Annotated in this window: 19 protein-coding genes; 3 read left to right on the plus strand and 16 right to left on the minus strand. The window is 73.7% G+C overall.

Translation table 11 applies throughout. From position 1 onward, the window contains the following. Positions 1 to 163: 163 nt before the first annotated feature. The 5 genes from EWH70_RS29950 to EWH70_RS29970 form a co-directional block, all read right to left on the minus strand. Positions 164 to 1,369, minus strand: coding sequence for an HNH endonuclease signature motif containing protein (locus EWH70_RS29950; protein WP_130478914.1), 1,206 nt, complete (start codon positions 1,367 to 1,369; stop codon positions 164 to 166). Between the two features lie 185 nt (positions 1,370 to 1,554). Next, entirely contained in the window at positions 1,555 to 2,517 is a 963-nt protein-coding gene (locus EWH70_RS29955) for an iron-containing redox enzyme family protein (RefSeq protein ID WP_130478915.1), read from the minus strand. Position 2,518: 1 nt separating this feature from the next. Next, positions 2,519 to 3,550, minus strand: a complete 1,032-nt coding sequence (locus EWH70_RS29960; RefSeq protein ID WP_240687308.1) for a carboxylate-amine ligase — start codon at positions 3,548 to 3,550, stop codon at positions 2,519 to 2,521. Continuing rightward, on the minus strand, positions 3,547 to 5,058 hold the full coding sequence (locus tag EWH70_RS29965) for an FAD-dependent oxidoreductase (RefSeq protein WP_130478917.1): 1,512 nt from the start codon (positions 5,056 to 5,058) through the stop codon (positions 3,547 to 3,549). Before EWH70_RS29965 ends, EWH70_RS29960 begins: the two co-directional genes overlap by 4 nt. Next, complete coding sequence (locus tag EWH70_RS29970) at positions 5,055 to 5,534, minus strand: phosphoheptose isomerase family protein (protein WP_130478918.1); 480 nt, start codon at positions 5,532 to 5,534, stop codon at positions 5,055 to 5,057. The genes EWH70_RS29965 and EWH70_RS29970 overlap by 4 nt, the downstream gene beginning before the upstream one ends. Before the next feature lie 99 nt (positions 5,535 to 5,633). Here EWH70_RS29970 and EWH70_RS29975 point away from each other — a divergent pair, with 99 nt between their 5' ends. The 3 genes from EWH70_RS29975 to EWH70_RS29985 are packed head-to-tail and all read left to right on the plus strand — an operon-like array spanning position 5,634 to position 9,993. Next, positions 5,634 to 6,905, plus strand: coding sequence for an ATP-grasp domain-containing protein (locus tag EWH70_RS29975; RefSeq protein ID WP_130478919.1), 1,272 nt, complete (start codon positions 5,634 to 5,636; stop codon positions 6,903 to 6,905). A gap of 4 nt (positions 6,906 to 6,909) precedes the next feature. Then, positions 6,910 to 8,928, plus strand: coding sequence for a CocE/NonD family hydrolase (locus EWH70_RS29980; protein ID WP_130478920.1), 2,019 nt, complete (start codon positions 6,910 to 6,912; stop codon positions 8,926 to 8,928). Positions 8,929 to 8,940: 12 nt separating this feature from the next. Continuing rightward, a complete protein-coding gene (locus EWH70_RS29985) occupies positions 8,941 to 9,993 on the plus strand; it encodes an FUSC family protein (protein ID WP_130478921.1) in 1,053 nt (350 codons plus the stop codon). On the opposite strand, the gene EWH70_RS29990 is transcribed toward EWH70_RS29985, so the two are convergent. From EWH70_RS29990 to EWH70_RS30040, 11 genes are all read right to left on the minus strand, one after another. After that, positions 9,978 to 12,329, minus strand: coding sequence for an ATP-binding protein (locus EWH70_RS29990; protein WP_205669317.1), 2,352 nt, complete (start codon positions 12,327 to 12,329; stop codon positions 9,978 to 9,980). The two genes, EWH70_RS29985 and EWH70_RS29990, sit on opposite strands and share 16 nt — an antisense overlap. Before the next feature lie 187 nt (positions 12,330 to 12,516). After that, entirely contained in the window at positions 12,517 to 13,869 is a 1,353-nt protein-coding gene (locus EWH70_RS29995) for an aldehyde dehydrogenase family protein (protein WP_130478922.1), read from the minus strand. After that, positions 13,866 to 15,137, minus strand: a complete 1,272-nt coding sequence (locus tag EWH70_RS30000) for a UDP-glucose dehydrogenase family protein (protein WP_130478923.1) — start codon at positions 15,135 to 15,137, stop codon at positions 13,866 to 13,868. The genes EWH70_RS29995 and EWH70_RS30000 overlap by 4 nt, the downstream gene beginning before the upstream one ends. Beyond that, positions 15,134 to 16,063 carry a glycosyltransferase family 9 protein gene (locus EWH70_RS30005; protein WP_130478924.1) on the minus strand — a complete coding sequence of 310 codons (930 nt, stop codon included), beginning with the start codon at positions 16,061 to 16,063 and terminating at the stop codon, positions 15,134 to 15,136. Before EWH70_RS30005 ends, EWH70_RS30000 begins: the two co-directional genes overlap by 4 nt. After that, a complete protein-coding gene (locus EWH70_RS30010; protein ID WP_205669318.1) occupies positions 16,054 to 16,749 on the minus strand; it encodes an SDR family oxidoreductase in 696 nt (231 codons plus the stop codon). The genes EWH70_RS30005 and EWH70_RS30010 overlap by 10 nt, the downstream gene beginning before the upstream one ends. Further along, entirely contained in the window at positions 16,746 to 18,122 is a 1,377-nt protein-coding gene (locus EWH70_RS30015) for a PfkB family carbohydrate kinase (protein ID WP_130478925.1), read from the minus strand. The genes EWH70_RS30010 and EWH70_RS30015 overlap by 4 nt, the downstream gene beginning before the upstream one ends. Next, positions 18,119 to 18,679 carry a D-sedoheptulose-7-phosphate isomerase gene (locus EWH70_RS30020; protein WP_130478926.1) on the minus strand — a complete coding sequence of 187 codons (561 nt, stop codon included), beginning with the start codon at positions 18,677 to 18,679 and terminating at the stop codon, positions 18,119 to 18,121. The genes EWH70_RS30015 and EWH70_RS30020 overlap by 4 nt, the downstream gene beginning before the upstream one ends. Beyond that, positions 18,676 to 19,719, minus strand: a complete 1,044-nt coding sequence (locus EWH70_RS30025; protein ID WP_165436473.1) for a glycosyltransferase family 9 protein — start codon at positions 19,717 to 19,719, stop codon at positions 18,676 to 18,678. The genes EWH70_RS30020 and EWH70_RS30025 overlap by 4 nt, the downstream gene beginning before the upstream one ends. After that, positions 19,716 to 21,194 (minus strand): HAD-IIIA family hydrolase, encoded by a 1,479-nt coding sequence (locus EWH70_RS30030; RefSeq protein ID WP_130478927.1) that lies wholly within the window; start codon positions 21,192 to 21,194, stop codon positions 19,716 to 19,718. The genes EWH70_RS30025 and EWH70_RS30030 overlap by 4 nt, the downstream gene beginning before the upstream one ends. Further along, complete coding sequence (locus EWH70_RS30035) at positions 21,191 to 22,816, minus strand: carbamoyltransferase family protein (RefSeq protein ID WP_130478928.1); 1,626 nt, start codon at positions 22,814 to 22,816, stop codon at positions 21,191 to 21,193. Before EWH70_RS30035 ends, EWH70_RS30030 begins: the two co-directional genes overlap by 4 nt. 304 nt (positions 22,817 to 23,120) lie before the next feature. Then, positions 23,121 to 24,068, minus strand: a complete 948-nt coding sequence (locus EWH70_RS30040) for a UDP-glucuronic acid decarboxylase family protein (protein WP_130478929.1) — start codon at positions 24,066 to 24,068, stop codon at positions 23,121 to 23,123. Positions 24,069 to 24,121: the final 53 nt, after the last annotated feature.

The following is a 24,121-nucleotide window of genomic DNA, read 5'->3' on the forward strand; positions in this document are numbered from 1 at the left end:
GACGAGCGCGACGGCTTCGAGGACGGGCGCCTGGCACGGGCCGAGCGGTCGCCCGGGGGCCGTCCTGGAGAACTACCTGCGGTTCGGTCCGGTGTTCCGACTGGTCGCCGACGAGCTGACCGTGGAACACGTCGCGACCGAGCGTCGGCGCACCCCCTGATTGTCAGGGTGGTGGGTCGTGTGCGGTGTTGCGGATGGGTCTTCGTTTCGGGTCGTACCAGGTGGGTGGGATCCATTCGATGGCGCCGTGGTGCAGGCGCATGGTCCAGCCGCCGTGGTGGAGCAGGTGGTGGTCGCGTTCGCAGGTGAAGCCGAGCCCAGCGAGGTTGGTGGGGCCGCCGTCGGCCCAGTGCACCGTGTGGTGGGGCACGCACCATTTCGGCCCCCGGGTACACCCCGGCGCGGTACACCCCTTGTCCCGCAGGGCCAGTGCCCGCCGCTGGGCCGGGGTCGCGGTCCGCACCGCCCGCCCCAGGTCGAGGACCTCGCCTTGGCTTCCGAGGACGGCGGGCACGACCCGGGCGTCGCAGCACATCTTGCGTAGCTGGTCCACGGTCACCGCGCCGTAGCCATTCAGGAACACTGTCCCGGCCCGCCGCTCCAGTTCCTCCAACCCGACCGTCACCGTCACTACCGCCCGTTCGGCGGCCTTGACCGGCAGGTCGGGAGCGCGGGCGGCCAGGTCGAACACCGCCGCCACCGCGTCGCCGTGGCGTTCCGCCGTGGTGCGCTGATCCGGCAGGCCCTGCACGGCGGCGTCGGGTTTGGCCAGCGGGACCAGCAACGCTTCGGCCAGGGCGGCGGTCTCCGGATCGAACTCGCCGGTGAACCGCATCCGGCCTTCCCGGGTGAACGTGTACCGGAACTCCCGCCGCGGCCGCGCCAAATCCCGGTCCCGATCGGCCGGGGGCCGATCTTCCAGATCCCAGTGGGCCAGCAACCGACGGCCCGCTTTGCGCACGTTCGCCGGGGGCGCCTGCCTGGCCAGCTCGACGAGGGTCGACTCACTCGCGGACAGTTGCTCGGGAGTGACCGAGGCGGGAGCTTTGGACAGCACCTGCTCAATCTCCCGCACATGCTCAAAGCTAATGTCACCAGCGGCCAGTGCGGCCCGCAACACCGGGAACTCCGCAGTAGCGGCCGCGACCCGGGCGCGGGCTTCCCGGCGGGAGACCCGCATCCCCCGCTCCAGCAGCGCCGCCGTATCCCGAAACCCATTACTCCCCGCCAGACCGCGTTTGTCCGCCTCCGCCACCAACTCCAGATTCCTGGCGTACTCCCGCGCCAACCCGGCCTCGGACGCGACCAGTGCAGCCGACAACTCCCCCTCCGAGAGCTGCCACGCCGGAATCAACCCCTCAACACCCACACCCCCATTCCAGAAGAACACCTGTTCGAATAAATCACTCTCCCGTGGGACAAATTGGGCGATTCCATTCCTTAGCCTTCGGACCAGGACACAGGACACCGCTCGCCCACCTTGACGTCTTGCTCTTGGCTTCACCAGACCAGTTCCCGACGTGACCGCAGGCGGGGCACGCCACTGCCACACCCCTAGCCGCGCAGTGACGTACTGCCCTCCTGCCAGGCGGACAGCATGCGCTCCCCCAGCCGCTGCTCCAGCACTTCGGTCGCCTGGATGCCGAACACCACGTCGGCGGCCAGCTCCGGTTCCCGGGCCAGCAGGTCGTCCAGCACGTCCCGGCGCATGATCTGCTCGTGTACGGCGTCGGCCTCGATGTGCTCGGTGTAGAACTCGACGCAGGCGGGCTTCGCGCCCAGCCGCCGCAGCGCCGCCGCCATGCGACGGGCACTGGGCGCGGTGGTGATCTCGGCCGCGGCGAAGTGGCCGACCAGCGCGCCACGCAGCCCGCGGTGCAAACCACACAGTGACATCAGGTTCACCGTGGCCAGCATCTCCGCCGGCACCTGCTCAAGGTAGGCCAGGTAGCCAGGATCCATCCCCGCGGCGGCGAGCAGGTCGGCGAACAGCTGGGCGTGCACGCGCTCGGCCCGGCCGCCGCCGAACTCGTCGAACTCGACCGCGACCAGCGCCGCCTTGGCCCTTCCGGACAGCCTCGGGATCACCCACGCGTGCGGGTCGGCCTCCTTCAGATGATAGATCGACCGGTGCGCGAAGAACTCCCTGACGTGCCACCATTGTCCCCGCTCGGCGAGGAAGTGGCTGACGCCCGATCCGTCGACCGGTTCCACCAGCAGCTGGTCGACGGTCCCGGTGACGTCCTCACCGCCGTCCACATCGGACTTCAACCCGGCGAGGAACGCCCGTTCCAGCTCGGCCCGCAGGCGCAGCAGGTCCGGGTCCCACTCCCACGCGTCGTCCACCCCGGCCCAGCCGCGGTAGTGCAGTTCGTAACACAGGTGCAGCGCCAGCTGCAGATCTTCGCCGTACGGGTCGTCGTCGACTTCCGGGAATCCAATTGAACCGCCGGTCAGGGCCCGCAGGACGGCGGCCGACAGCGGGCCGCGGTCGGCGGGGAGCTTCGGGGAAGGCATGTCACGGGGTACCCACCATGGCCGCCCGGAACACCGCCCGCAGCCCGGGCCAGCCGCCGGCCTCGCGTTGCCGCCGGGCGCCGGACACCGCGGGCAGCACCATGTCCCTGTCCTCGGGGAGCAGGAAGTCACGCAGCTCGGCCAGCCTCCTGCCCGCCGACACGCGGCACGCCCGCAGCGGGTCGACGGCGGGGCCGTCCATCCCGTAGCGGGCCGCTGACCACACCGCCGCGGCGGCGACCTGCGGGTCCAGCTCGGGTGGGTCCTCGTCCAGCCTGGCCAGGGCCGCGGCGACGAGGGCACGCGCCAGCTCCGCCTGCGCCACGGCGTCGGCGACGGTCAGCGCGGTGTCGGCCACCCGGAACTCCACCGTGGGCCAGCGCGGCGACGGCCGGGCCAGCCAGAATGACATGCCAGGGTCGATCAGCGTCCCGCAGTCCACCAGCCCGCCGACGGCCGCCCGGTACTCGGCCGCGGACGCGAACCGCGGCGGGATACCCGACCCGGGGAACCGCGCCTGGGTGATCATGCGCCAGCTGCCGTACCCGGTGTCGGTTCCCCGGTCGAACGGCGAGTTGACCGACAGCGCCAGCAACGTCGGCAGCCAGGGCCGCAGGTGGTTGATCACGGCGACCGCCGTGTCCGGGTCGTCGACACCGACGTGCACGTGACAGCCACACACCTCGTAGCCGGTGACGACGCCCGCATAGCGCCGTTCGATCCCGGCGAAGCGGGCGCCCGGCGTCGCGGGCGCGGGTGCGCCGGGACAGGGCGGGGTCCCGGCCGGGGCCACCAGCACCCCTTCCCGCTCGGCTGCCGCCGCCAGTGCCCGCCGCCCCGCGGCGAGCTGACCACGCAGGTCGCCGAGGTCGGCGCACACGCCGGTCACCGACTCGACGACGCTGGCCCGCAGTTCCGGCCTGCCACCCGGCCAGTCGGCCCCGGCCAGCACCTCTGCACCCCTCGGCACGGTGGCGCCACCGCGCGGGTCGAGCAGGAGGAACTCCTCCTCGACGCCCACGGTGAGGCTCACGCGGGTGGCAACGGCTTGGTCGCGGGCCCCTGGATCACCTCGCCGTCGACGGTGAACCGCGAGCCGTGACACGGGCAGTCCCAGGTGCGCTCGGCGTTGTTGAACCCGACCAGGCAGCCCAGGTGGGTGCAGTGGGCGCGGCGGGTGTGCAGTCCGCCGCCGTCGTCGCGGTAGCCGCACACCATCGTGGCGCCGACCCTGGTTACCCTGCCCTCCCCCGCAGGCAGGTCGTCGAACTCGGCGGGCTCCCGCAACGCCCGCAGGTGATCGCCGACCAGGTGACGCGCCACGGTCACGTTGTTGCCGGCCAGCGAGGGCAGCGAACGCAGGTCCAGCCGGTTGGGGTCGTACAGCCGCACCGCCGGGTCGTCCGCACCGGCGCGGCCGGTCAGCAGCCTGCCGAGCAGCAACCCGGCGGCGGTACCGCCGCTCATCCCCCACTGCCCGAACCCGGTGGCCACCCACAGGTGCCGGGCCGCGGGATGGTACCTGCCGACGTACGGCACTTTGTCCACAGTGGACATGTCGTGGGCGGACCAGCGGTGGGTCACCTCGGTCATCCCGGTGTGCTCGGCGGCCCATTCGGCGAGCCGGCGGTACCGGGCCCGCACGTCGACCCGTTCACCGACGCGGTAGTGCTCGCCGCCGACGACCGCCATCGGCGTGCCGTCCCGCTCGTAGCCGCGGACCGAGTGGTGCGTCTGCGCGTCGAGGTACATCCCCTCGACCGGCGTGCCGACCGGGCCGGCGACCACCAGGTCACGCACCGGGTCGAGGCGGGCGAAGAACAGCCCGCGGTCCAGGATCGGGTAGTGCGTCGCCACGACCACGTCACCGGCCCGCACGTCACCCCGCGTGGTGTGCACCACGGGTGCCGGGTGCTCGTCGACGGCCGTCGCCCGGACCCCTTCCACCACCGTCCCACCGGCGGACTCGACCGCCGCGGCGAGGCCGAGCAGCCACCGCCGCGGGTGGAACCGGGCCTGGCCGGTGATCGTCACCCCCCCGGCCGCGGGCACCGCGAGCGGCACCGTGTCGTGGTAGGTCGCGGGCAGTCCGGCACGGGCGGCCGCGTCGGCCTCCCGGCGCAGCTCGCCGGTGTGCCGGGCGCCGGTGGTGTAGACGCTGCTGTCGGCACGTTCGAACTCGCAGTCGATCCGGTGGCGGGCGGCGGTGCGTTCCACCCAGGTGGTGGCTTCCACCTGCGTGGCCGCGTAGACCCTGGCCGCTTCCCTGCCCTTGTGGCGGGTCAGCGCGTCATACCGGACGCCGTGCTGGGCGGACAGCTTCGCCGTCGTGTGGCCGGAGACGCCCGCACCGACCGTGGCCGCCTCCAGCACGGCGACAGTGCGCCCCGCGGTGGCCAGTTCGTAGGCGGTGGTGAGCCCGGCGATGCCGGCGCCGATCACCACGACGTCCACTTCGGACGGCAGGCCGACGGTGTCGCGGGCGGGCGATGGGGCGGTGTCCACCCACAGCGACAGCGGACCGGGCAGCGCCGCGCTCATGCCGCGTCCCGGCCGGTCTGCTCGCACGCCTCGCAGATCAGATGGACCGCGACGAGGTGGCTCTCCTGCAGTTGTTCCGCCGTGCCGGGCAGGCACACCGCCTCGTCGGCGGCGTTGGCGACGGGGTTGGGCCCCGGGCCGGTCAGTGCCAGCACCACGGCGCCGGTCAGTCGCGCGGCGGTGGCCGCGGCGGCACCTGACCGGGACTGGCTGTCGGGCGCCAGCACCAGCAGCACGTCACGCCGGGTGACCTTCGTGCCGATCTCGGCCGGTATCCCGGCCCGGCCGAGGCGGTCGACCAGATGCTGGGCGTCGACCCGGGTGTCGCGTTCACCGGTGGCGACCAGCCGGCCACCGCGTGCGGCCCGCTCGACGACGAGGTGTCCCCAGCGCGTCAGCCGCGCCGCCTGCGCCCGTAACGCGACGAGCGCCGACTCCAGCGCGTCGAGGTGTGCCACACCGGCAGAACTACGCATGCGATCGGGGTAGCCCGTGACCGGGACGTCAAACCTGTTTAACCGGCGGCTCAGCGGAAAGCCTGAGCCGGTGGTGACAACCAGTGGTGAGGAGTGGTGATGGGGCGGCGCAACGTGTTCGTGATCGGCCTGGACGAGTCCAACCTGAGAACCCTCGAGGCGGTACCTGGCGCCAAGGATCTGGACTTCCGCGGCTTGCTGACCATTGAGGACATCCAGGTCGGCGAGATCCCGATCGCCGAGCTGCTGGAGCGGGCGGCGGCCGAGCTGGACGCCTTCGAGGGCGAGATCGACGCCGTCATCGGCTACTGGGACTTCCCGGTGACCGCGATGGTCCCGCTGCTGTGCCGCCGTTTCGGCCTGCCGTCCGCACCGCTGGAAGCGGTGGTCAAGTGCGAACACAAGTACTGGAGCAGGCTGGAGCAGCAGAAGGTGATCACCGGGCTGCCGAAGTTCGCGCTCGTCGACCTCGACGACGCCGGCCCACCCGCCGGGCTGGACTACCCGATGTGGCTCAAGCCGGTGAAGTCGTTCTCCTCGGAGCTGGCCTTCCACGTCAGCGACCACCGGGAGTTCACCGACGCGCTCGCCGAGATCCGGGCCGGTGTCTCCCGCGTCGGTAAGCCGTTCGAGTTCGTACTGGAGCAGCTGGACCTGCCGCCGGAGATCGCCGACGCGGGCGGGCAGGCCTGCCTGGCCGAGGAGGCCATGTCCGGTCAGCAGGCGGCCACCGAGGGCTACGTGTACCAGGGCGAGGTGACCGTCTACGGCGCGCTGGACTCGCTCAACTACCCCGGCACGGCCAGTTTCCTGCGCCACCAGTACCCGTCCCAGTTGCCCGGGCCGCTGGTCGAGCGGATGTTCGACATGTCCGAGCGGGTGATCAAGCAGGTCGGGCTGGACAACTCGACGTTCTCGATCGAGTTCTTCTGTGACACCGGCAACGACGACGTACGCCTGCTGGAGATCAACGCCCGCCACTCCCAGTCACACGCGGACCTGTTCCTCGCCGTCGACGGCGTGACCAACCACCACTGCATGGTCCGGCTCGGCCTCGGCGAGGACCCGAAGCTGGTCAAGGGCGACGGGGACGCCGCGATCGCGGCCAAGTGCTACTACCGCCGGTTCTCCGACGCCGTGGTGCGCCGGGTCCCCACCGCCGAGGAGATCGACGAACTGCGCCGCGAGCTGCCCGGCGTTACCGTCGACGTGGTACCGGAGGAAGGTCAGCGGCTGTCCGACATGCCCGCGCAGGACAGCTACAGCTACGAGCTGGCCGACGTGTTCGTCCGCGCCGGCAGCCAGGCCGAACTGGAAGAGCTGTACCAGCGGGCCGTCGAGTCGCTCCGGTTCGAGTTCGAGGAGGACTGATCCCATGCGCACGGTGACCTCGCTGCCCTACGAGATCACCGAGACCGAGCACCTGGAGATTCCGGTGTCCGACGGCACCCGGCTGGCCGCGCGGATGTGGCGGCCCGCCGGGTGCGAGGACCGGCCGGTTCCGGCCATCCTGGAGTACATCCCCTACCGCAAACGGGATCTCACCGCCCAGCGTGACTCCGTGCACCACCCCTACCTGGCCGGGCACGGCTACGCCTGCGTCCGGGTGGACATCCGGGGCACCGGCGAGTCGGAGGGCGTGCTCGCCGACGAGTACCTGGAACAGGAACAGCGCGACGCCGAGGACGTGCTGGCCTGGCTGGCCGACCAGCCGTGGTGCACCGGGCGGACCGCGATGATGGGCATCTCCTGGGGTGCCTTCGCCGCGCTGCAGGTCGCCGCACGCAAGCCGCCGAGCCTGGAAGCGATCGTGATCTCGTCGTTCACCGACGACCGCTACGACGACGACATGCACTACATGGGCGGCTGCCTGCTCTCGGACAACCTGGCCGAGGCCGGCACGATGTTCGCCTACAGCACCCTTCCGCCCGACCCCGCGCTGGTCGGCGAACGCTGGCTGGACATGTGGCTGGAACGGCTGGACAACTGCGGCCCGTGGATCGACAACTGGCTGGAACACCAGCGCCGCGACGACTACTGGCGGCACGCCTCGGTGTGTGAGAACTACAGCGACGTCTCGGTTCCCGTGCTGGCGTCCAGTGGCTGGGCGGACGGCTACTCCAACGCCGTCGCCCGCCTGCTGTCCAATCTGGACGTTCCACGCAAGGGCCTGGTCGGCCCGTGGTCGCACAAGTACCCGCACCTCGGCGAGCCCGGCCCGGCCATCGGCTACCTGCAGGAGGTGCTGCGCTGGTTCGACCACTGGCTCAAGGACGCCGACAACGGGGCGCTTGACGGCCCGATGCTGCGCACCTGGATGCAGGACAGCGTGCCGCCGTCGACCTCCTACGAGCAGCGCCCGGGACGCTGGATCGGTGAGCCGAGCTGGCCCTCGCCACACGTCCGTCCGGTGGACCTGCCGCTCGCCCGGCACCGGCTCGCCGACCCGGGCACCGCGGTACCCGCCGTGGAGCTGACGGTGTCCTCGCCGCTGTCGGTCGGCCAGTTCGCCGGCAAGTGGGCCTCCTACAACGCTCCCCCGGACCTGCCCTACGACCAGCGGGAGGAGGACGGCGGCTCGCTGGTGTTCGAGACCGAGCCGCTGGCCGAGGTCACCGAGATCCACGGCGCGCCGACGGTCACCCTGGACGTCGCGGCCGACCGGCCGGTGGCGATGGTCGCCGCCCGGCTGTCCGACGTCGCCCCCGACGGCAAGGCGACCCGCGTCACCTACGGGCTGCTCAACCTCACCCACCGCGACGGGCACGACGAGCCTGTGCCGCTGGAACCCGGTACCCGCTACCGGGTCACCGTGCGGCTCAACGCCGTGGCGCAGGCGTTCCCGCCCGGCCACCGCATCCGGCTGTCGCTGTCCAGCTCGTACTGGCCGCTGGCCTGGCCACCGCCGGAACCGGTCCGGCTGACCGTGTACACCGGCGAGGCGGTGCTCACCCTGCCGGTCCGCGAGGCGGTCGACGGCGAGGACCCGCGGCCGTTCGGCGAGCCGGAGGGCTGTGAGCCGCTGCCTGCCGAACCGGTGCGCGGCGGCGAGCAGCGATGGACGGTGTCGCGGGACATGGTGCACTACGAGTCGGCGCTGGAGATCGTCAAGGACGCTGGCACGATCCGCTTCCCGGACAACGGCCTGGAGGTCTCCCGCCGCGCACACGAGCGCTACGGCTGGGTGTCCGACGACTTCTGCTCGGCCCGCGGCGAGACGACGTGGGCCATGGAGTTCGAACGGGACGGCTGGTCGGCCCGCTCGGTGACGCACACCGTGCTGACCTGCACGTCGACCGACTTCACACTGCACGCCACCGTCGACGCCTATCAGGGTGACCAGCGGGTGGCTTCCCGCAACTGGCACCGCGTCATCCCGCGCGACGGCGTCTGACGGACGTACACAGTGGACAGATTCGCGCCCGGCCCGTTGCTGCGCAGGCATTCCGGCACGCTGATCCAGTCGGCCAAGGCGGCGGTGGCTGCCGTCGCCGCCTGGCTGATCGCCGCCGAGCTGCTGCGGCTGCCGCAGCCGTTCCTCGCGCCGTACGCGGCGGTGTTCCTGATGGAGCCGACGGTGTACCGGTCGTTCACCACCGCCGTGCGGCAGGTCGCCGCGGTCGCCGCCGGGGTGCTGCTCGCCGCGGCGGTCGGCACGGTGGTGCCGGTCCAGAGCGCCGCCATCGGGGTCGCCGTCCTGATCGGTCTGGTGCTGGGCAGCTGGCGGCGCATGGGCGACAGCGGAATCTGGATCGGCGTGACCGCCCTGCTGCTGCTCTCCTACGGCACCACGGGCAACGAGCTGCTGCTCGTCGACCGGTTGATCGAGTCGGCGCTGGGCGCGGCGATCGGGCTGGCGGTCAACGTCGTGATCCTGCCGCCAGCCTACGTCCGCGAACCGGCCCGGGCGGTCCAGCGGCTGGCCAGGGAACTGAGCGACCTGCTGACCGACCTGTCCAGGGCGATGGACGCCGACGAGCCTCCCGAGGAGAAGGAGAACTGGTCGCGGCGGGCACGCGACGCCGAAGCCCGCGTCCGGGCGGCGGAGGACGCCATCGGCTGGGCGAGCGAGAGCGTGGTGGCCAACCCGCGCCGGATCGCGCTGCGGGAGCGGCCCGCCCCGGCGCGGGCACAGGAGGTGCTGGCGTCGCTGCGAGCGGCCTGGCCGCACATCCGGCAGCTGTGCGAGGCGGTCGAGGCCGTCCTCACCGGACACGAGCCGTTCGCCCAGCCCTCGCGGGCCAACCGGGAGGCGGTGGCGAGCCTGCTCGACGCGCTGGGACGCGCGGTGACCGCGTGCGCGGAACGCGACCACGCCGCCCTGCGCGAAGCCCACCACGACACGGAAACCGCGCTGGACCGGCTGCACCGGGGCATCGCCGACGTCCCGGACGAACGCGCGGGGCTGGGTGCGGTGATCCTCCCGGCCAGGACCGTGCTGGCTCAGCTCTCCTGCTGAGCGGCCAGCCCGGCGGTGAAGTCGGCCACGATCTCGGCGGCGATCTCGCGTGCCTTGCGGTTGCGGTGCTGGGACAGCGCCACCAGCTGCCGGAACGCGGTGTCCGCGTCGACCCGGTGGGTGGCCATCAGCAGGCCGACCGCCTGGCTGAGCACGCTGCGGCTGTCCAGTGCGGCCCGCAGCTGCTCGGCCTCCCGCTCACTGGACTCCAGGACGGTCTCGCGCAGCCGGGACAGCTCCAGATGCACCCGGACCCTGGCGATCAGTTCGACCGGGTGGAACGGTTTGACGACGTAGTCGTCGGCGCCGTGACGCAGGCCCTCCACCGCGGACTCGGGCCCCGCCCGTGCCGTCAGCAGGACCACCGGGAGGCGGACCAGCCGGGGATCGGCCCGCAGCTGGCGCAGCAGGTCCAGCCCGTCGCGGCCGGGCAGCATGACGTCGCTGACCACCAGGTCCGGCGGCTTCGCGCCGATGAGCGCGAGCGCGGTGTCGACGTCACCGGCCAGATCGACCAGCCAGCCCTGCTCGTCCATCAGCCGGGCGAGGTAGTCACGCATGTCGGCGTTGTCCTCGACGACCAGGACGCGGGTGCCGTCTCTCGGCTCGGTCGTGCCCGCCGGTTCCCACTGCCGTGCCTCGCCGAGGAACGCGGGCGCCAGCTTAGCCGCGACGTCGTGCCCGGACAGGTCGCCGTTGGGCGACACGGCGGCGATCCTCGGCACGGTGACGGTGAAGGTGCTGCCCTGCCGCGGCACGCTGGCGACAGTGACCCGCCCGCCGAGCGCCGCGGCCAGGTCTGCCACCAGCGCCAGCCCGATGCCCGCGCCCTCCCTGCTGCGCCCACGGGTTCCGGCGACCTGGTGGAACCGGTCGAAGATGCGGTCCTGTTCGACGTCCGGGATGCCGACGCCGGTGTCGGCGACGGTGAGCGTCACGTCGTCGCCGGTGACGTCCAGGGTGAGCGTCACCGATCCGGACGGGGTGAACTTCACCGCGTTGGACAGCAGGTTGAGCACGATCTTGGCCCACATCTCGCGGTCGAGCGCCACGGTCGCGCCTGCCGCGCCGTCGACGGCGATCCGCAGCCGCAGGTCGTTGCGCTCGGCCACCGCGCGGAACATGCTCGCGCACTCGGCGGTCAGCGCGGCCACGTCGGTCGGCTCCCGCCGGGCGTGCAGTTCGTCGGCCTCGGCCCTGGCCACGTCCAGCAGCGCGTCGACGAGCCGCTGCAGGCGCAGCGCGGCCTGGTAGGCGGCGGCGAGTCCGTCGCGCTGGTCGGCGGGCAACACGTCGGCATGCCGGTCCAGCACCGTGCGCAGCGGTCCGAGCAGCAGCGTCAGCGGGGTGCGGAACTCGTGGCTGACGTTCTGGAAGAACCGGGTCTTCGCCGCGTCCAGCTCAGCCAGCGCGGAGGCCCGCGTGCGCTGGGCGGTGTAGGCCAGCGCGTCACCGAGCACGGCCGACACCCTGGCGGCGACCAGATCGAGGAAGACGCGGTAGAACTCGTCGAGTTCCCGGTACGGGCTCACGCCCACGGCCAGCACGCCGATCGGCTCGGCCTGCCCGCTGACCACCAGCGGCAGCACGACCGACCCGGCGACCCGCTCGGCCTGGCCGGTCCGCGCGACCTTGCGCAGGGTGTCCGGCGGGGTGTCCGCCTGATCCCCGTAGGCGGCGACCAGTTCGAGGCGGTCCTCGGTTCCGTCCGGGCGCAGGTAGGCCACGACCCCGGGCAGATCGGCCGAGCCGGACAGCACGGTGACCGCGGCGCGGGCGGCGTCGGTGATGGTGTCGGCGCCGGTGAGCGACAGCGTTCCCAGCTGGCGCAGGGATTCCAGCCGCCGGTGGGCCAGGGTGCGGGCGGTGACGTCGTTGGTGGCGACGAAGATGCCCGCCACCGTGCCGTCCTCGGAGTGCACCGGGCTGTAGGAGAACGTCCAGTAGGTCTCCTCGAGGTAGCCGTGCCTGCGCAGCAGCAGGTGCATCTCCTCGGAGTAGGTGGCGCCGCCCCCGCCGAGTACCTGCTCGGCCAGCGGTCCCAGCTGGTCCCACACCTCGCTCCAGCACCGCGCGGCCGGCTGGCCCGCGGCGTCGGGGAACTTGTCCCCGAGCAGCGGTGTGTACGCCTCGTTGAAGATCTGGATCAGCTCCGGGCCCCACCAGAGCAGCATCGGGATCCGGGACGGGAGAACGGTCCGTACCGCCGCACGCAGCTCCACCGGCCACGACTCGACCGGCCCGAGAGGTGTGCTCGCCCAGTCCTTCGCCCGCATCACCGCGGCCGTGCGGCCGGGTCCGGCGAACAGGCGGCCGGCCGTCCAGCCATGACTCACCAAGTCGACTCCGCCCGAGCCGACGACATCTCCACCATATGGCCCTGCACTCCCGAACGTAGACGGGCGGGCGGGCCACAGCGGGCGCACCAGACCCGCCTGAGCGAAAACGGTCCTGTGCGGCTGTGTCTCAACCAGCGAAGGCGATCTTATCCCGCCCCGCTCCGGCCCGGTGCAGGTGCCACGCTCAGGCGCCGGGCGGGCGCAGGTGGACCACCTTCGTCGTGGTCATCTCGTCGAGCAGCTCGGGGCCGTAGCCGTAGCCGGTGCCGCTGGCGCCCCTCGGCTCGGCCGCGCCGCCGGGGGCACCGCCGAACACCGCGTTCACCTTCACCGTGCCCACCGGCAGCTCCCGCCAGGCCCGCTGGGCGAACTCCATCGACCCGGTGAGGACCGTGGCGGCGAGGCCGTAGGCGTCGTCGGCGGCCTCGGCCAGCGCCTGGCCGGCATCGCCGACCACCCGCACCGGCGCCACCGGTCCGAACGTCTCCTCCCGCATCACCCGCATGTCCGGGGTAGCGCCGGTCAGCACCGTCGCCGGGTAGTGCGCGCCCGGTCCGCCGGGGATCTCGCCGCCCGCGGCCACCCTGGCCCCGGCGGCGACGGCCTCGCGGACCTGCTCGTGCACCTGCTCCCGGTGCGCCCGGTCCACCAGCGGGCCGAGCACGCTGGTGCGGGCACGGCCGGCCAGCGCGGCGGTGAACGGCTCGGCCACGGCGCGGTGCACGTAGATCCGTTCCACGGCGACGCAGATCTGCCCGGCGTTGGCGAACGCGCCCAGCGCGGCCTGCGCGGCGGCCCAGTCCGGGTCGACGCCTGCGTCGACGATCAGCGGATCGTTGCCGCCGTTCTCCAGCAGCACCTTCGCGCCGGTGACGGCTGCCCGCTGCCGGATCGACCGGCCCACCCTCGTCGAACCGACGTGTGCGATCAGGTCGACCCGGTCGTCGCCGGTCAGCAGCTCGCCGACCGCACCGTCGCCGTGCACGGTGCGCAGCACGCCGTCCGGCAGGGCACCGGCCAGCACCTCACCGAGCAGATCGCCGGTGTGCGGGCACCGTTCGCTCGGCTTGTGCACCACGGCGTTGCCGGTGACCAGCGCGGCGCCGAGCAGGCCGCAGGCCACGGCGACCGGGTCGTTCCACGGCGTCAGCGCCACCACCACGCCACGCGGCTGCGGCACCATCAGGTCGGTCGCGCCGGGATCGCCGAGCAGTGACCGGCCGCGGTGCACCGGCCCCAGCTCGGCGTACTGCTCCAGCGTGCCGATCCCGGCCTCGACACCGCCCAGTGCGTCCTCCCGCGGCTTGCCGGTCTCGGCGGTGTTGCGTTTCGCCAGTTCGCCCGCCCGCTCCCGCAGGGCCCGCGCGGCGGCCTTGACGGCGGCACCACGTTCGGCCGCCGGGGTACGCGCCCAGGACGCGGCCGCCGCGCGCGCACCGGCCAGCGCACTGTCCACTTCGGACCGGCTGGCCACGGGTACGGCACCCACCCTGCTGCCGTCGGCCGGGTCGGTGATCTCCAGGACTGTCACGCTCATTCCGGCCGGGTACCCGTGCCGTACCGGCGGAAACCGCGTGCCCGCAGCAGCGCCGGGTCGAGCAGGTTGCGGGTGTCGACCACCACCGCCCGTTCGGCGAGGGCGGCCATGCGGGCCCAGTCGAGGTCGCGGAACTGCGGCCAGTCGGTCAGCACCACCAGTGCCTCGGCGTCCTTGGCCACCAGGTACGGGTCGTCGGTGACCTGCACCCGCGAGCCGTCCAGCTCGGCCGGGTCGACGGCCGGGTCGTAGCCGGTGAGCACCGCGCCGCCGTCGGCGAGCTTCGCGGCGACGGCCAGCGCGGGCGAGTCCCGCAGGTCCCCGGTGCCCGCCTTGAAGGCCAGCCCCAGCAACCCGACCCGCGCACCGGACAGCGGCCCGCCGACGGCCTCACGCACCGCGGCGGCGACCCGCTCACCCTGCCGCTCGTTGGTCCGCACCGCCGCCCGCAGCACATCGAACTCCACCCCGGCACCGGCCGCGGCCCGCAACAGCGCCGAGGTGTCCTTGGGCAGGCAGGAGCCACCCCAGCCGGGGCCGGGCGCGAGGAAGTCCGGGCCGATCCGGGCGTCCAGGCCCATCGTCCTGGTCACCTCGGTGACGTCGGCGCCGAGCCGTTCGCACAGCTGCGCCAGGCCGTTGACGTAGGACAGTTTCGTGGCGAGGAAGGCGTTGCTGGCGTACTTGGCCAGCTCCGCACTGGCCGGGTCGGTCCGCACGACCGGCGCGACCAGCCGGCGGTACAGGGCAGCGACCGCGTCACCGGCTGCCTCGTCGGCTGAGCCGATCACGATCCGGTCCGGGTTCAGGAAGTCCTCGACGGCGTGCCCCTCGCGCAGGAACTCCGGATTGCTCACGGCCCGCAGCCCGCGCCTGCCGATCGCGGCCGCGGTGCCCACCGGCACGGTCGACTTGGTGACCACCACCGCGCCCGCGGGGAGCAGGTCCTCCAGCCGGTCCAGCACCGCGTCGACCACCCGGGTGTCCGCGTCGCCGTCGGCGGCGCGCGGGGTGGGCAGGCACAGCAGCACGACGGTGGTGTCCCGCAACGGTTCCAGGTCCGTGGTGAACCCCAGCTCGCCACCCTCCAGACCCGCCCGGACCAGCTCGGGCAGGCCCGGCTCGGCGATCCGCACCTCGCCCCGGCCCAGATCGTCCACTTTGGACTTGTCGATGTCCACGCAGGTCACCCGGTGACCGAGATGGGCGAGGCAGGCGGCGGTGGTCAGGCCGACGTAACCCGCGCCGACGACACCCACGGCACTCATCGGGTACCTCCCGCCACGGCGGGCAGCGCCGCCAGTACCTCGTCGACCTCGATCCACAGCAGGCCACGGTCGGGCTCGCCGCCGAACGGGTCGCCCTGCGCTCCCTTCCACAGCACCCGGTGCCGGGTCCGTTCCGGCGGCGGGCCCCAGCGGGCAGGTGGGGTCGGGCCGAACAGCAGCACCGACGGCGTGCCGAACGCGGTGGCCAGGTGACCGACGCCGGTGTCGCCGCAGACCACCAGCGTGGCGCCCGCGACGAGCGCGGCCAGTTCGGCCAGGCCGGTCCGCCCGGCCAGCACCGCCGACGACGGCAGCCCGGCCGCCCCGGCGACCCGCTCGGCCAGCTCCCGCTCCCCCGCCGACCCGGTGATCACCACGTGCTCGCCGCGCCGCGCCAGTTCCCCGGCGACGGCGGCGAAGCGGTCCGCCGGCCACCGCCGTGCCGGGTAGGCGGCGCCGGGATGCACGACGGCCGCGCCCGGCGCCGGGCTGGGCACGGTGGGCTCGCGCAGGTCCAGGTCGCCCGGATCGGCGGGGATGCCGCCGTGTTCCAGCAGCCGGCACCACCGGCGTACCTCGGGAACACCGTCCTGCCAGGGCGGGCCGCCGACACCGGGGAACGCCGGGTGCCGGTGGGTGAGCAGCCGTCCGGGGCGGGCGGCCAGCAGGTCGCCGATGCTCTGCGGGCCGCGGCCGTGCAGGTTCACCGCGAGCCGCGGGGGCGGGCCGGGCCAGTTCAGGTCGCCGAGCCGGGCGGTCGGCAGCAGGTCCAGCCCGGGGTCGATCAGCCCGGCCAGCGGCCGCAGCGGTTCCGGCGCGGCCAGGGTGACCGGGCCGGTGCGGCACAGGGCACGCAGCGCGGGCACCGCCGTCAGCAGATCGCCCAGGCCGAGTGCCCGCAGCGCCAGGACGCCGGTCACGGCCATGACGACTCTTCCGACGCGCACACCACCAGTTCCCGCACCTCGCATCCGGCGGGCTGCCGCAGCGCGAACAGCACCGCGGCCGCGACGTGCCGGGGATCGTTGAGCTTGGCGTCGGCCGGCGGCTTGTAGCGGTCCTCCCTGGCGTCGAAGAACGCCGTGCGCATACCGCCCGGCACGAGCGTGGTGACGCCGATCCGCCCGGCGGTCTCGGCGGCCAGCGCCCTGCTGAACCCGATCACGCCGAACTTGCCCGCGCAGTAGGCGGTCGCGTCGCTCACCGCGGACAGGCCCAGCGTGGACGCGCAGGTGACCACCGTGCCGTGCGAGCGTTCCAGGTACGGCAGCGCGGCCCGGACGACGGCGGCGGTGCCGAACAGGTTGACCCGCACCACGTTCTCCCACACCTCGGCGGGCACCGTGTCCAGCGTGCCGGGCACGTCGATGCCCGCGGCGGTGAACACCGCGTCCAGTCCGCCGGCCTCCTCGGCCAGTTCGGTGACGGCCGCCTCGGTGGCCGCGGTGTCGGCCAGGTCGGCCTTGCGGTAGAGCACGTCCGCCCCCGGCGGATCGCGGTCGATCACCACGGGCCTGCCGCCCTCGGCCAGCACGGCGTCGACCGTGGCAGCGCCCAGTCCGGACGCGCCCCCGGTGATCAGCACCGTGCCCGGTTTCCTTGCCGTTGTCACGCTTTCGCCTCCCCGTTCCGTGTCGTCGTGAGCAGTCGCGTCGTCGAGTAGCCCGCCACCAGCGGGACCAGCTCCACCCGGCCGCCGTGCCTGCGCACCACCTCCGCCTCCGGAAGGTCGGCACCGGCGTAGTCGCCGCCCTTGACCCAGACGTCCGGGGCCAGCCGCTCCAGCACCCCGGCCGGGGACGGTTCGTCGAACACCACCACGGCGTCCACATCGGACAGTGCGAGCAGCAGCCGGGCCCGGTCCTCGGCCGGCACGATGGGCCGGTCCGGTCCCTTGAGCCCGCGGACCGAGTCGTCGGAGTTGAGGCATACCACCAGGGCGTCGCCGAACGACCTGGCCCTGGCGAGCAGGCCGACGTGGCCGGGGTGCAGCAGGTCGAAGCACCCGCCGGTGGCGACCAGGGTGCCGCCGTGGCGGCGGACGCGTTCGGCCACCGCGAACGCGCTCGCCGTTCCGGCAGGCGCCTCGCGGGCGGGCTCGGACAGGGCCGTCGCGGCACCGGCGGCGACGAACCGCGCTGCCGACTCGACCGCGACGGTCACCGCGTCCCGTGGCCGCGCACCCTCCCACAGCGCCGCGGCGACGGCGCTGGCGAACCGGTCGCCCGCACCGCAGGTGTCCGGTCGCGCCCCCGCCGGCACGCGGGCCGAGGCGGGCACCGGGATGCGGTACACCCGGCCGGCCTCGGCCAGCACCGCGCCGTCCGCGCCGAGTGTGACCGCCACGCCGTCGCAGCCCCAGCGGCGGCGCAGCCGCTCGGCCAGCTCACCGGGTTCACCCGGACCGGCCAGGCCCTCCGCCTCGTCCAAGTTCGGCGTGGCCAGCCGCACGCCGGGAACCGGCTCGGCACCGCGGGGATGCGGGTCCCACACCACGGGCACGCGCCCGGCCGCCCGCGCGAGATACCTGCGGACGTCGGCGTGTGCGGCGGTGCCGCGGCCGTAGTCGGCCACCAGCACCGCGCCCGCGCCGTGCAGTGCCGAGGGCACGTCGCCGGTCAGCGGTCGCGTCGCGGCGGTGCCCTCGCCCCGGTCCAGCCGGACCACCGGCTGGCCCGCGGCGCGGACCCGGGTCTTGCGTGGGGTGTCGCCGTCCATCGGCAGGGCCACCAGGCTGACCTGCCCGTCCAGCAACGCGGCGACCCGGCGGCCCGCCTCGTCCGCGCCCAGTGCGCTGATCAGCACGACGTCCGGCGCGGAGCGGGCGGCCAGCCGGGCGGCGAGCCCGGCACCACCGGGGCGCTGCCAGTGCCGTCCCACCCGGACGACCGGAACGGGCGCGTCCGGGCAGAGCCGGTCGGCGGCGCCCTCGATGTCCTCGTCCAGCAACGCGTCGCCCACGACGACCAGCGGGCCGGCGGTCACGCGATCCCCAGCGCCCGGTCGAACGCGGCGCACAGCGCGTGCACCAGCACCAGGTGTGCTTCCTGCACGGTGGCGGTGCTCGGCGACTCGACGGCGAACGCGTCGTCACACAGGGCGGCCAGGCTGTTCGGCAGCGGACCGGTGAACGCCCACGTGGTCAGGCCGAGGTCGCGGGCGGTTTTCGCGGCGGCGCAGACGTTCTGGCTGCTGCCGCTGGTGGACAGCGCGATCAGCACGTCGCCGGGCCTGCCGTGTGCCTGGACCTGGCGGGCGAACATGTCGTGTTCGCCGTAGTCGTTGACGATCGCGGTGCCGGCCGAGGTGTCGGCGTGCAGCGCGATGGCGGAGAACGGCCTGCGGTCGCGCTGGAACCGGCCGACCAGCTCACCGGTGAGGTGCTGGGCCTCGGCCGCGCTGCCGCCGTTGCCGCAGGCGAGCAGCCGGTTTCCGCTGTCCAGCACGGAGGCGAGGTGCCGTCCCCACGATTCGATCCGTGGTGCGTCGGCACTGACGTCACCCAGCACGGCCCGCAGGTCGGCGATGTGTTCGGAGATCATCTCGTTCCTCCCGTCAGTTCGGGTGCCCGTGGGGCACCGGCGAGGTCGGACACGGCCTCGGCGACCGTCTCCGGGGAGATCCGGTTGAGGCACGGGTGGCCCAGCACGGGGCAGTGGCGGGCCCGGCTGTCGCGGCAGGGGGCGTGCTGGTCGCCCAGCAGCACGGTCGGCACCCGGTAGGGCGCCCAGCGCGCCGCGGGCACGACCGGGGCGAACAGGGACACGACCGGGGTGCCGACGGCCGCGGCCAGGTGCGCCGGCCCGGTGTTGGGGGCGACCAGGACGTCGGCACCGGCGAGGACGGCCGCCAGGCCGGGCAGGTCGGTGCACCCGGCGAGGTTGACGGCGTCGTGACCGGCGATCCGTTGGGCCCGTGGACGGTCGGTGCCGCTGCCGGTGACGAGCACCCGCCTGCCCTCGGCGGCGAGCAGCCGCACGAGGCCGGCGTAGCGGTCGGCGGCCCACTCACGGGCGGGCACCGACGCGGCCGGGTGCACCACGACGTAGCCCGGACCGCCGGTCAGCTCGGTGACGTCGGGCAGCGGTTCGCGCACGGCCAGGCGGCCGTCGTCCCCGGGCGGCAGGCCGTACCCGGCGGCGCGGGCCAGCGACAGGGCCCGCTCGGCCTCCGGCGGGTCGCCGCCGACCCGGTGCCGCAGGTCGAGCAGCGCACCCGGGTAGTCCTCGCTGATCGCCCCGATCCACGGCACGCCCGCTTCCCGCAACGCGAGCGCCAGCGGCAGCGGCGACTGATGGAACGAGGTCAAGATGAGTGCCCGGTCCGGGACGGCGGCCTCGACGCGGGCGCGGAACTCCCGCATGCCGTGTGCGGTGATCGGTGGCGGTTGCGGGTCGATCCACGGTGCACACCACTCGATGACCTCGTCGACGCCGGGCAGCAGCGCGGCCGCGTCCCGGCCGTGCGGCCCGGCGAGCATCGTCACCGAGTCGCCGCCGGCGGCCACCGCGCGCACGCACGGCCCGGCGAGCAGGACGTCACCCATGTTGTCCAGGCGGGCGATCAGGACCTTGTCGGTCATCGGCGCACCCCCGTCGCCAGCCGGACCGCAGTGGCGAGGTCGCCGGCGACGGCCGCGGCGCGGCGGGCCCAGTCGACCTCGGCCGGCAGCGTGCGGACCGTGGGCACCAGCACGGCACCCGCGCCCGCGGCCAGCGCGGCGGCGACGTCGGCGCCGGTGTCGCCGATGACCACGCAGTCCCGTGGGGAGATCCCGAGTTCGCGGGCGGCGGCCCGCACCATGCCCGGCCGCGGCTTGCGGCAGCGGCAGCCGTCGTCGGCGCCGTGCACGCAGACCTGCCAGGTGTCGAACGGGCCGAGCAGCTGCTCGACGCGGGCGTTGACGTCGGCCAGCTGCGCGGGGCTGATCAGGCCGCGGGCCACACCGGACTGGTTGGACACCACGCCGACCCGCACCCCGGATTCCCGCAGCCGCCGCAGGATCTCGGCCGCGCCGGGCACCGGGTCGACGCCGTCGGCGTCGGCGAGGTAGGGCCGGTCGGTGATCAGGGTGTCGTCGCGGTCGAACAGCACGGCCTTCGGCGGGCGGCGGTGCCCGCGGGCGGCGATTTCTCCGCGGAGGCGGTGGTAGCAGGCGGCGGGCGGGATGAGGACGCTGGTGAGCAGCATGCGGGCGATCTCGTCGGGCGTGCGCGGGCCGGGCGCGATCCGGCGCACGGCGAACTCCGCCGTCAGCCCGGTCCACAGCCCGGCGGCGACGGCCGCCACCTTGCGCGACCACGGCAGCGCGGCCACGGCGGTGACCGCCGCGGCGGTCGCCAGCGCGTGCCTGCCGAGCCTGCCCGGCCCTTCGCCGATCAGCCGCCGCCAGCCGCGGCCGTACAGCCTGCGCAGCAGGGCGTTGTCGGCGTTGCCGCGTTGTGCCCGCAGGCTGGCCAGGAAACCGGCGCGGCGGGCGGGGTGGACGGTGACCCGGTCGCCGCGTTCCAGCGCGTAGCCCGCGTCGAGTATCCGCAGGGCGATGTCGGCGTCCTCCCGGTAGGCGCGGGGGAACCGCTCGTCGAACCCGCCGACGGCCTCCAGCGCCTCCCGGCGGTAAGCCATGTCCGCGGTGATCCACCTGGCCCCGGCCAGCCCGGCGGTGCCGCGCTCGTCGTCGGCCGGGCGGCGGCCGTCCGGCAGTGGCACGACGATCCGGCCCTGCGATCCGGCGACGCGGGCGGGAAGCTCACGCAGGTCGGCGGCCAGGCGGCGACGCCAGTCCGGTCCGGTGCAGACGTCGTCGTCGAGGAAGACCACCCAGTCGGCGCCGGTGGCACGCCAGCCGGTGTTACGGGCCGCGGCCGGGCCACGTCCGCCGGATCGCAGCAGTCGCAACGGAAACCCGGTTTCCGGCAGTTCGAGGGGTTCACCGGCGGGCCGGTCGTCGACGACCACGACCTCGTCCGGCGCGGGGCCGGGCGTGGTGTCGAGCCCGGTCAGCAGGCCGGCCAGTTCGGGCCTGCCCACGGTGGGGATCACCACGGCGTAGCTCATCGGGGCCTCCGCACCAGGAACGGGCCCAGTGCCAGGACGTCGACCGGGCTGGAGCCGAAGCACTCCAGCGCGTCCCGCGGGTCGTCGACCATCGGCCGTCCCGCGGTGTTGAGGCTGGTGTTGACGACCGTGGGGATACCGGTCCGGCGCTCGAACTCGGTGAGCATCCTGGCCAGCAGTGGCTCGTCGGCGCGGTCGACGGTCTGGATGCGGGCGGTTCCGTCCACATGCGTCACCGCGGGGATGCGGTCGCGCCACTCGGGGGCGACGTCGTGCACGAACAGCATGTACGGACTGGGAATCGGGCCGCGGCCGAACAGGTCAGCGGCGCGGTCGGCCAGCACCATCGGGGCGATCGGCCGGAACTGCTCGCGGCCCTTCACCTCGTTGAGGCGTTCGGTGTTGCGTTCGTGGCCCGGGTGGGCCAGCAGCGACCGGTGCCCCAGCGCGCGCGGGCCGAACTCGGCGCGGCCCTGGAACCAGGCCACCACCTGGTCGGCGGCCAGTGCCTCGGCGACGGCGGCGGCGACGTCGTCCGGCCGTTCGTAGGGCAGCCTGGCCCGGTCGAGCCAGCCGGCCAGCTCGTCGTCGGACCAGCCGCGGCCCAGGTCGGCCCCGCGCATCGGTTCGACGGGCTCGCCCAGTTCGGCTGCCAGGTGCAGGGCCGCGCCCAGGGCGGTACCGGCGTCGCCGGCGGCGGGCTGGACCCACACCTCGTCGAACGGGCCCTCGGCATGCAGCCGGGTGTTGGCCACGCAGTTCAGCGCGATGCCGCCGGCGAGCGTGAGCGACCGTTGGCCGGTTTGCTCGTGCAGCCAGGAGGTGAGGTCCAGCAGCACTTCCTCGACCACCTGCTGCGCCGAGGCGGCCAGGTCGGCGTGCTCGGGCAGCAGCTCGCCGCCGGTGCGGCGTGGTGCGAACCCCGCGAGGTCGACCGGATCGGTGCGGAACCCGCCGTCGCCGGTGGCGTACACGGCCTTGCGCAACGCCGGGAGGAACCGCGGGGTGCCGTAGGACGCCAGCGCCATCACCTTGTACTCGTCGCTGGAGCGCGCGAAACCCAGGTGCTCGGTGAGTTCCTCGTAGAACAGGCCGAGCGAGTGCGGCAGCCGCTGCGCCGCCAGCTCGACGAGCTTGCCGTCGCGGTACTCCCCCGCCAGGTACGACGTCGCCTCACCGCGTCCGTCGGCGACCAGCACCGCCGAGTCGCCCACCGGCGCTGCCAGTCCGGCCGACGCGGCGTGCGCGACGTGATGCCGGACGAACCGGACGATTCCGGTGTCCAGGCTGGGTAGCGCGGTGGCGAGGAAGTGCGGTGCGCGGCGGGCGAACGTCGTGCGTAGTTCCTCCCAGCCCGGGTCCAGCCCGCCGAGCCCGTGGTCGACGACCTCGGGGTCGTAGGAGTAGCCGACGGCGTCGAGGTCCCCGGGACGCAGCCCCGCCTGGTCCAGGCACCAGCGTGCGGCCAGTTCGGGTTGTTCCCACGCCGAGAACGGAACCGGCCGCTTGCCGTGCTTGCGGCGGCTGAAGCGCTCCTCCTCGGCGGCGGCGACGATCCGGCCGTCGACGACGAGTGCGGCGGCCGGGTCGTGGAAGACGGCGTTGATCCCGAGAATCCGCACCGGTCACCTCCTGGGGCTTGGGGCCTTACGTCCATACCGCTACCCGGCGCAGTCGACTCCAAACGCCACCTGGACCAATCGGCTCGCCCAGCCGGTCAGTCGCCTACAGCCCGAAGCGACTCTCCCTGGCCGGGCGGGCGACGACCACAGCACGTGAAGGCCACCTTCATCACGTCACACGTAATGAAGGTGGCCTTCACGAGCTTGGGGCGGGCCGCGCCCGGCATCCGACATGCCGTGACGGGGGCCCTCACGGCATGAGACGCCGTGAGGGCCCCCTTCACGGCAGCGGCCTCCGCGGACCTCAGTCGGCCAGGGCGGGCGCGGTGCGGGCGGCGAACCAGTCCACGGTCCGGGCCAGGCCCTCGCGCAGCCCCACCAGCGGGCGCCAGCCCAGCCGGGTCCGCGCCACCTCGATGTCCGGGCAGCGGCGGCGCGGATCGTCCTCGGCCGCCTCGACGTAGGTCAACCGCGCCGTACTGCCGGTCAGCTCCAGGATCTCGCCGGCCAGCTGCCGCACCGGCAGCTCCTGCGGGTTGCCGATGTTCACCGGCCCGGCCAGGTCGCTGCCGGCCAGCGCGATCAGCCCGCGCACGGTGTCGTCGACGTAACAGACCGAACGGGTCTGCGTGCCGTCACCGTGGACGGTCAGCGGCTCGCCCGCCAGCGCCTGGCCGACGAACGCCGGGATCATCCGGCCGTCGTCGGCACGCATGCGCGGGCCGTAGGTGTTGAAGATCCGGGCGATCACCGTGTCCGCGCCGAACTCACGGCGGCACGCCGACGTCCACGCCTCGGCGTACCGCTTCGCCTCGTCGTAGACGCTGCGCGGGCCGATCGGGTTGACGTTGCCCCAGTACGTTTCCGGCTGCGGGTGCACGAGCGGGTCGCCGTAGACCTCGCTGGTCGACGCCAGCAGGAAGCGGGCACCGTGCCGCATCGCCAGCTCCAGCGCGTGCTGGGTACCCAGCGACCCGGTGAGCAGGGTCCGCGTGGGCATTCCCAGGTAGTGCCGCGGCGACGCGGGGCAGGCCAGGTGCAGCACCCGGTCGACCGGCCCCCGGACGGGCACGCCCTCGGTGACGTCGGCCTCGACGAACTCGAACGCCGGATGACCGTCGAACGCCTCCAGGTTGTCCCTGCTGCCGGTGACCAGGTTGTCCACACAGACCACCCGGTCACCGGACCGCAGCAGCCGCTCACACAGGTGCGACCCGACGAACCCGGCTCCTCCGGTGACCACAGTGCGCATGCCGCGGCGGCTACCCGCCACCCCGGCGGCCAAACGCGTTTCCCCGCCGCGGA

It is taken from the genome of Amycolatopsis suaedae (assembly GCF_004214935.1).
In the GTDB taxonomy this organism is placed as follows: domain Bacteria; phylum Actinomycetota; class Actinomycetes; order Mycobacteriales; family Pseudonocardiaceae; genus Amycolatopsis; species Amycolatopsis suaedae.

Bases quoted from the DNA above. Each gene is read 5' to 3' on its own strand.
- EWH70_RS29955 (WP_130478915.1), bottom strand. From the start codon at position 2,517: ATGCCTTCCCCGAAGCTCCCCGCCGACCGCGGCCCGCTGTCGGCCGCC.
- EWH70_RS29965 (WP_130478917.1), bottom strand. From the start codon at position 5,058: ATGAGCGCGGCGCTGCCCGGTCCGCTGTCGCTGTGGGTGGACACCGCC.
- EWH70_RS29970 (WP_130478918.1), bottom strand. From the start codon at position 5,534: ATGCGTAGTTCTGCCGGTGTGGCACACCTCGACGCGCTGGAGTCGGCG.
- EWH70_RS29975 (WP_130478919.1), top strand. From the start codon at position 5,634: ATGGGGCGGCGCAACGTGTTCGTGATCGGCCTGGACGAGTCCAACCTG.
- EWH70_RS29980 (WP_130478920.1), top strand. From the start codon at position 6,910: ATGCGCACGGTGACCTCGCTGCCCTACGAGATCACCGAGACCGAGCAC.
- EWH70_RS29995 (WP_130478922.1), bottom strand. From the start codon at position 13,869: ATGAGCGTGACAGTCCTGGAGATCACCGACCCGGCCGACGGCAGCAGG.
- EWH70_RS30000 (WP_130478923.1), bottom strand. From the start codon at position 15,137: ATGAGTGCCGTGGGTGTCGTCGGCGCGGGTTACGTCGGCCTGACCACC.
- EWH70_RS30005 (WP_130478924.1), bottom strand. From the start codon at position 16,063: ATGGCCGTGACCGGCGTCCTGGCGCTGCGGGCACTCGGCCTGGGCGAT.
- EWH70_RS30020 (WP_130478926.1), bottom strand. From the start codon at position 18,679: ATGATCTCCGAACACATCGCCGACCTGCGGGCCGTGCTGGGTGACGTC.
- EWH70_RS30025 (WP_165436473.1), bottom strand. From the start codon at position 19,719: ATGACCGACAAGGTCCTGATCGCCCGCCTGGACAACATGGGTGACGTC.
- EWH70_RS30030 (WP_130478927.1), bottom strand. From the start codon at position 21,194: ATGAGCTACGCCGTGGTGATCCCCACCGTGGGCAGGCCCGAACTGGCC.
- EWH70_RS30040 (WP_130478929.1), bottom strand. From the start codon at position 24,068: ATGCGCACTGTGGTCACCGGAGGAGCCGGGTTCGTCGGGTCGCACCTG.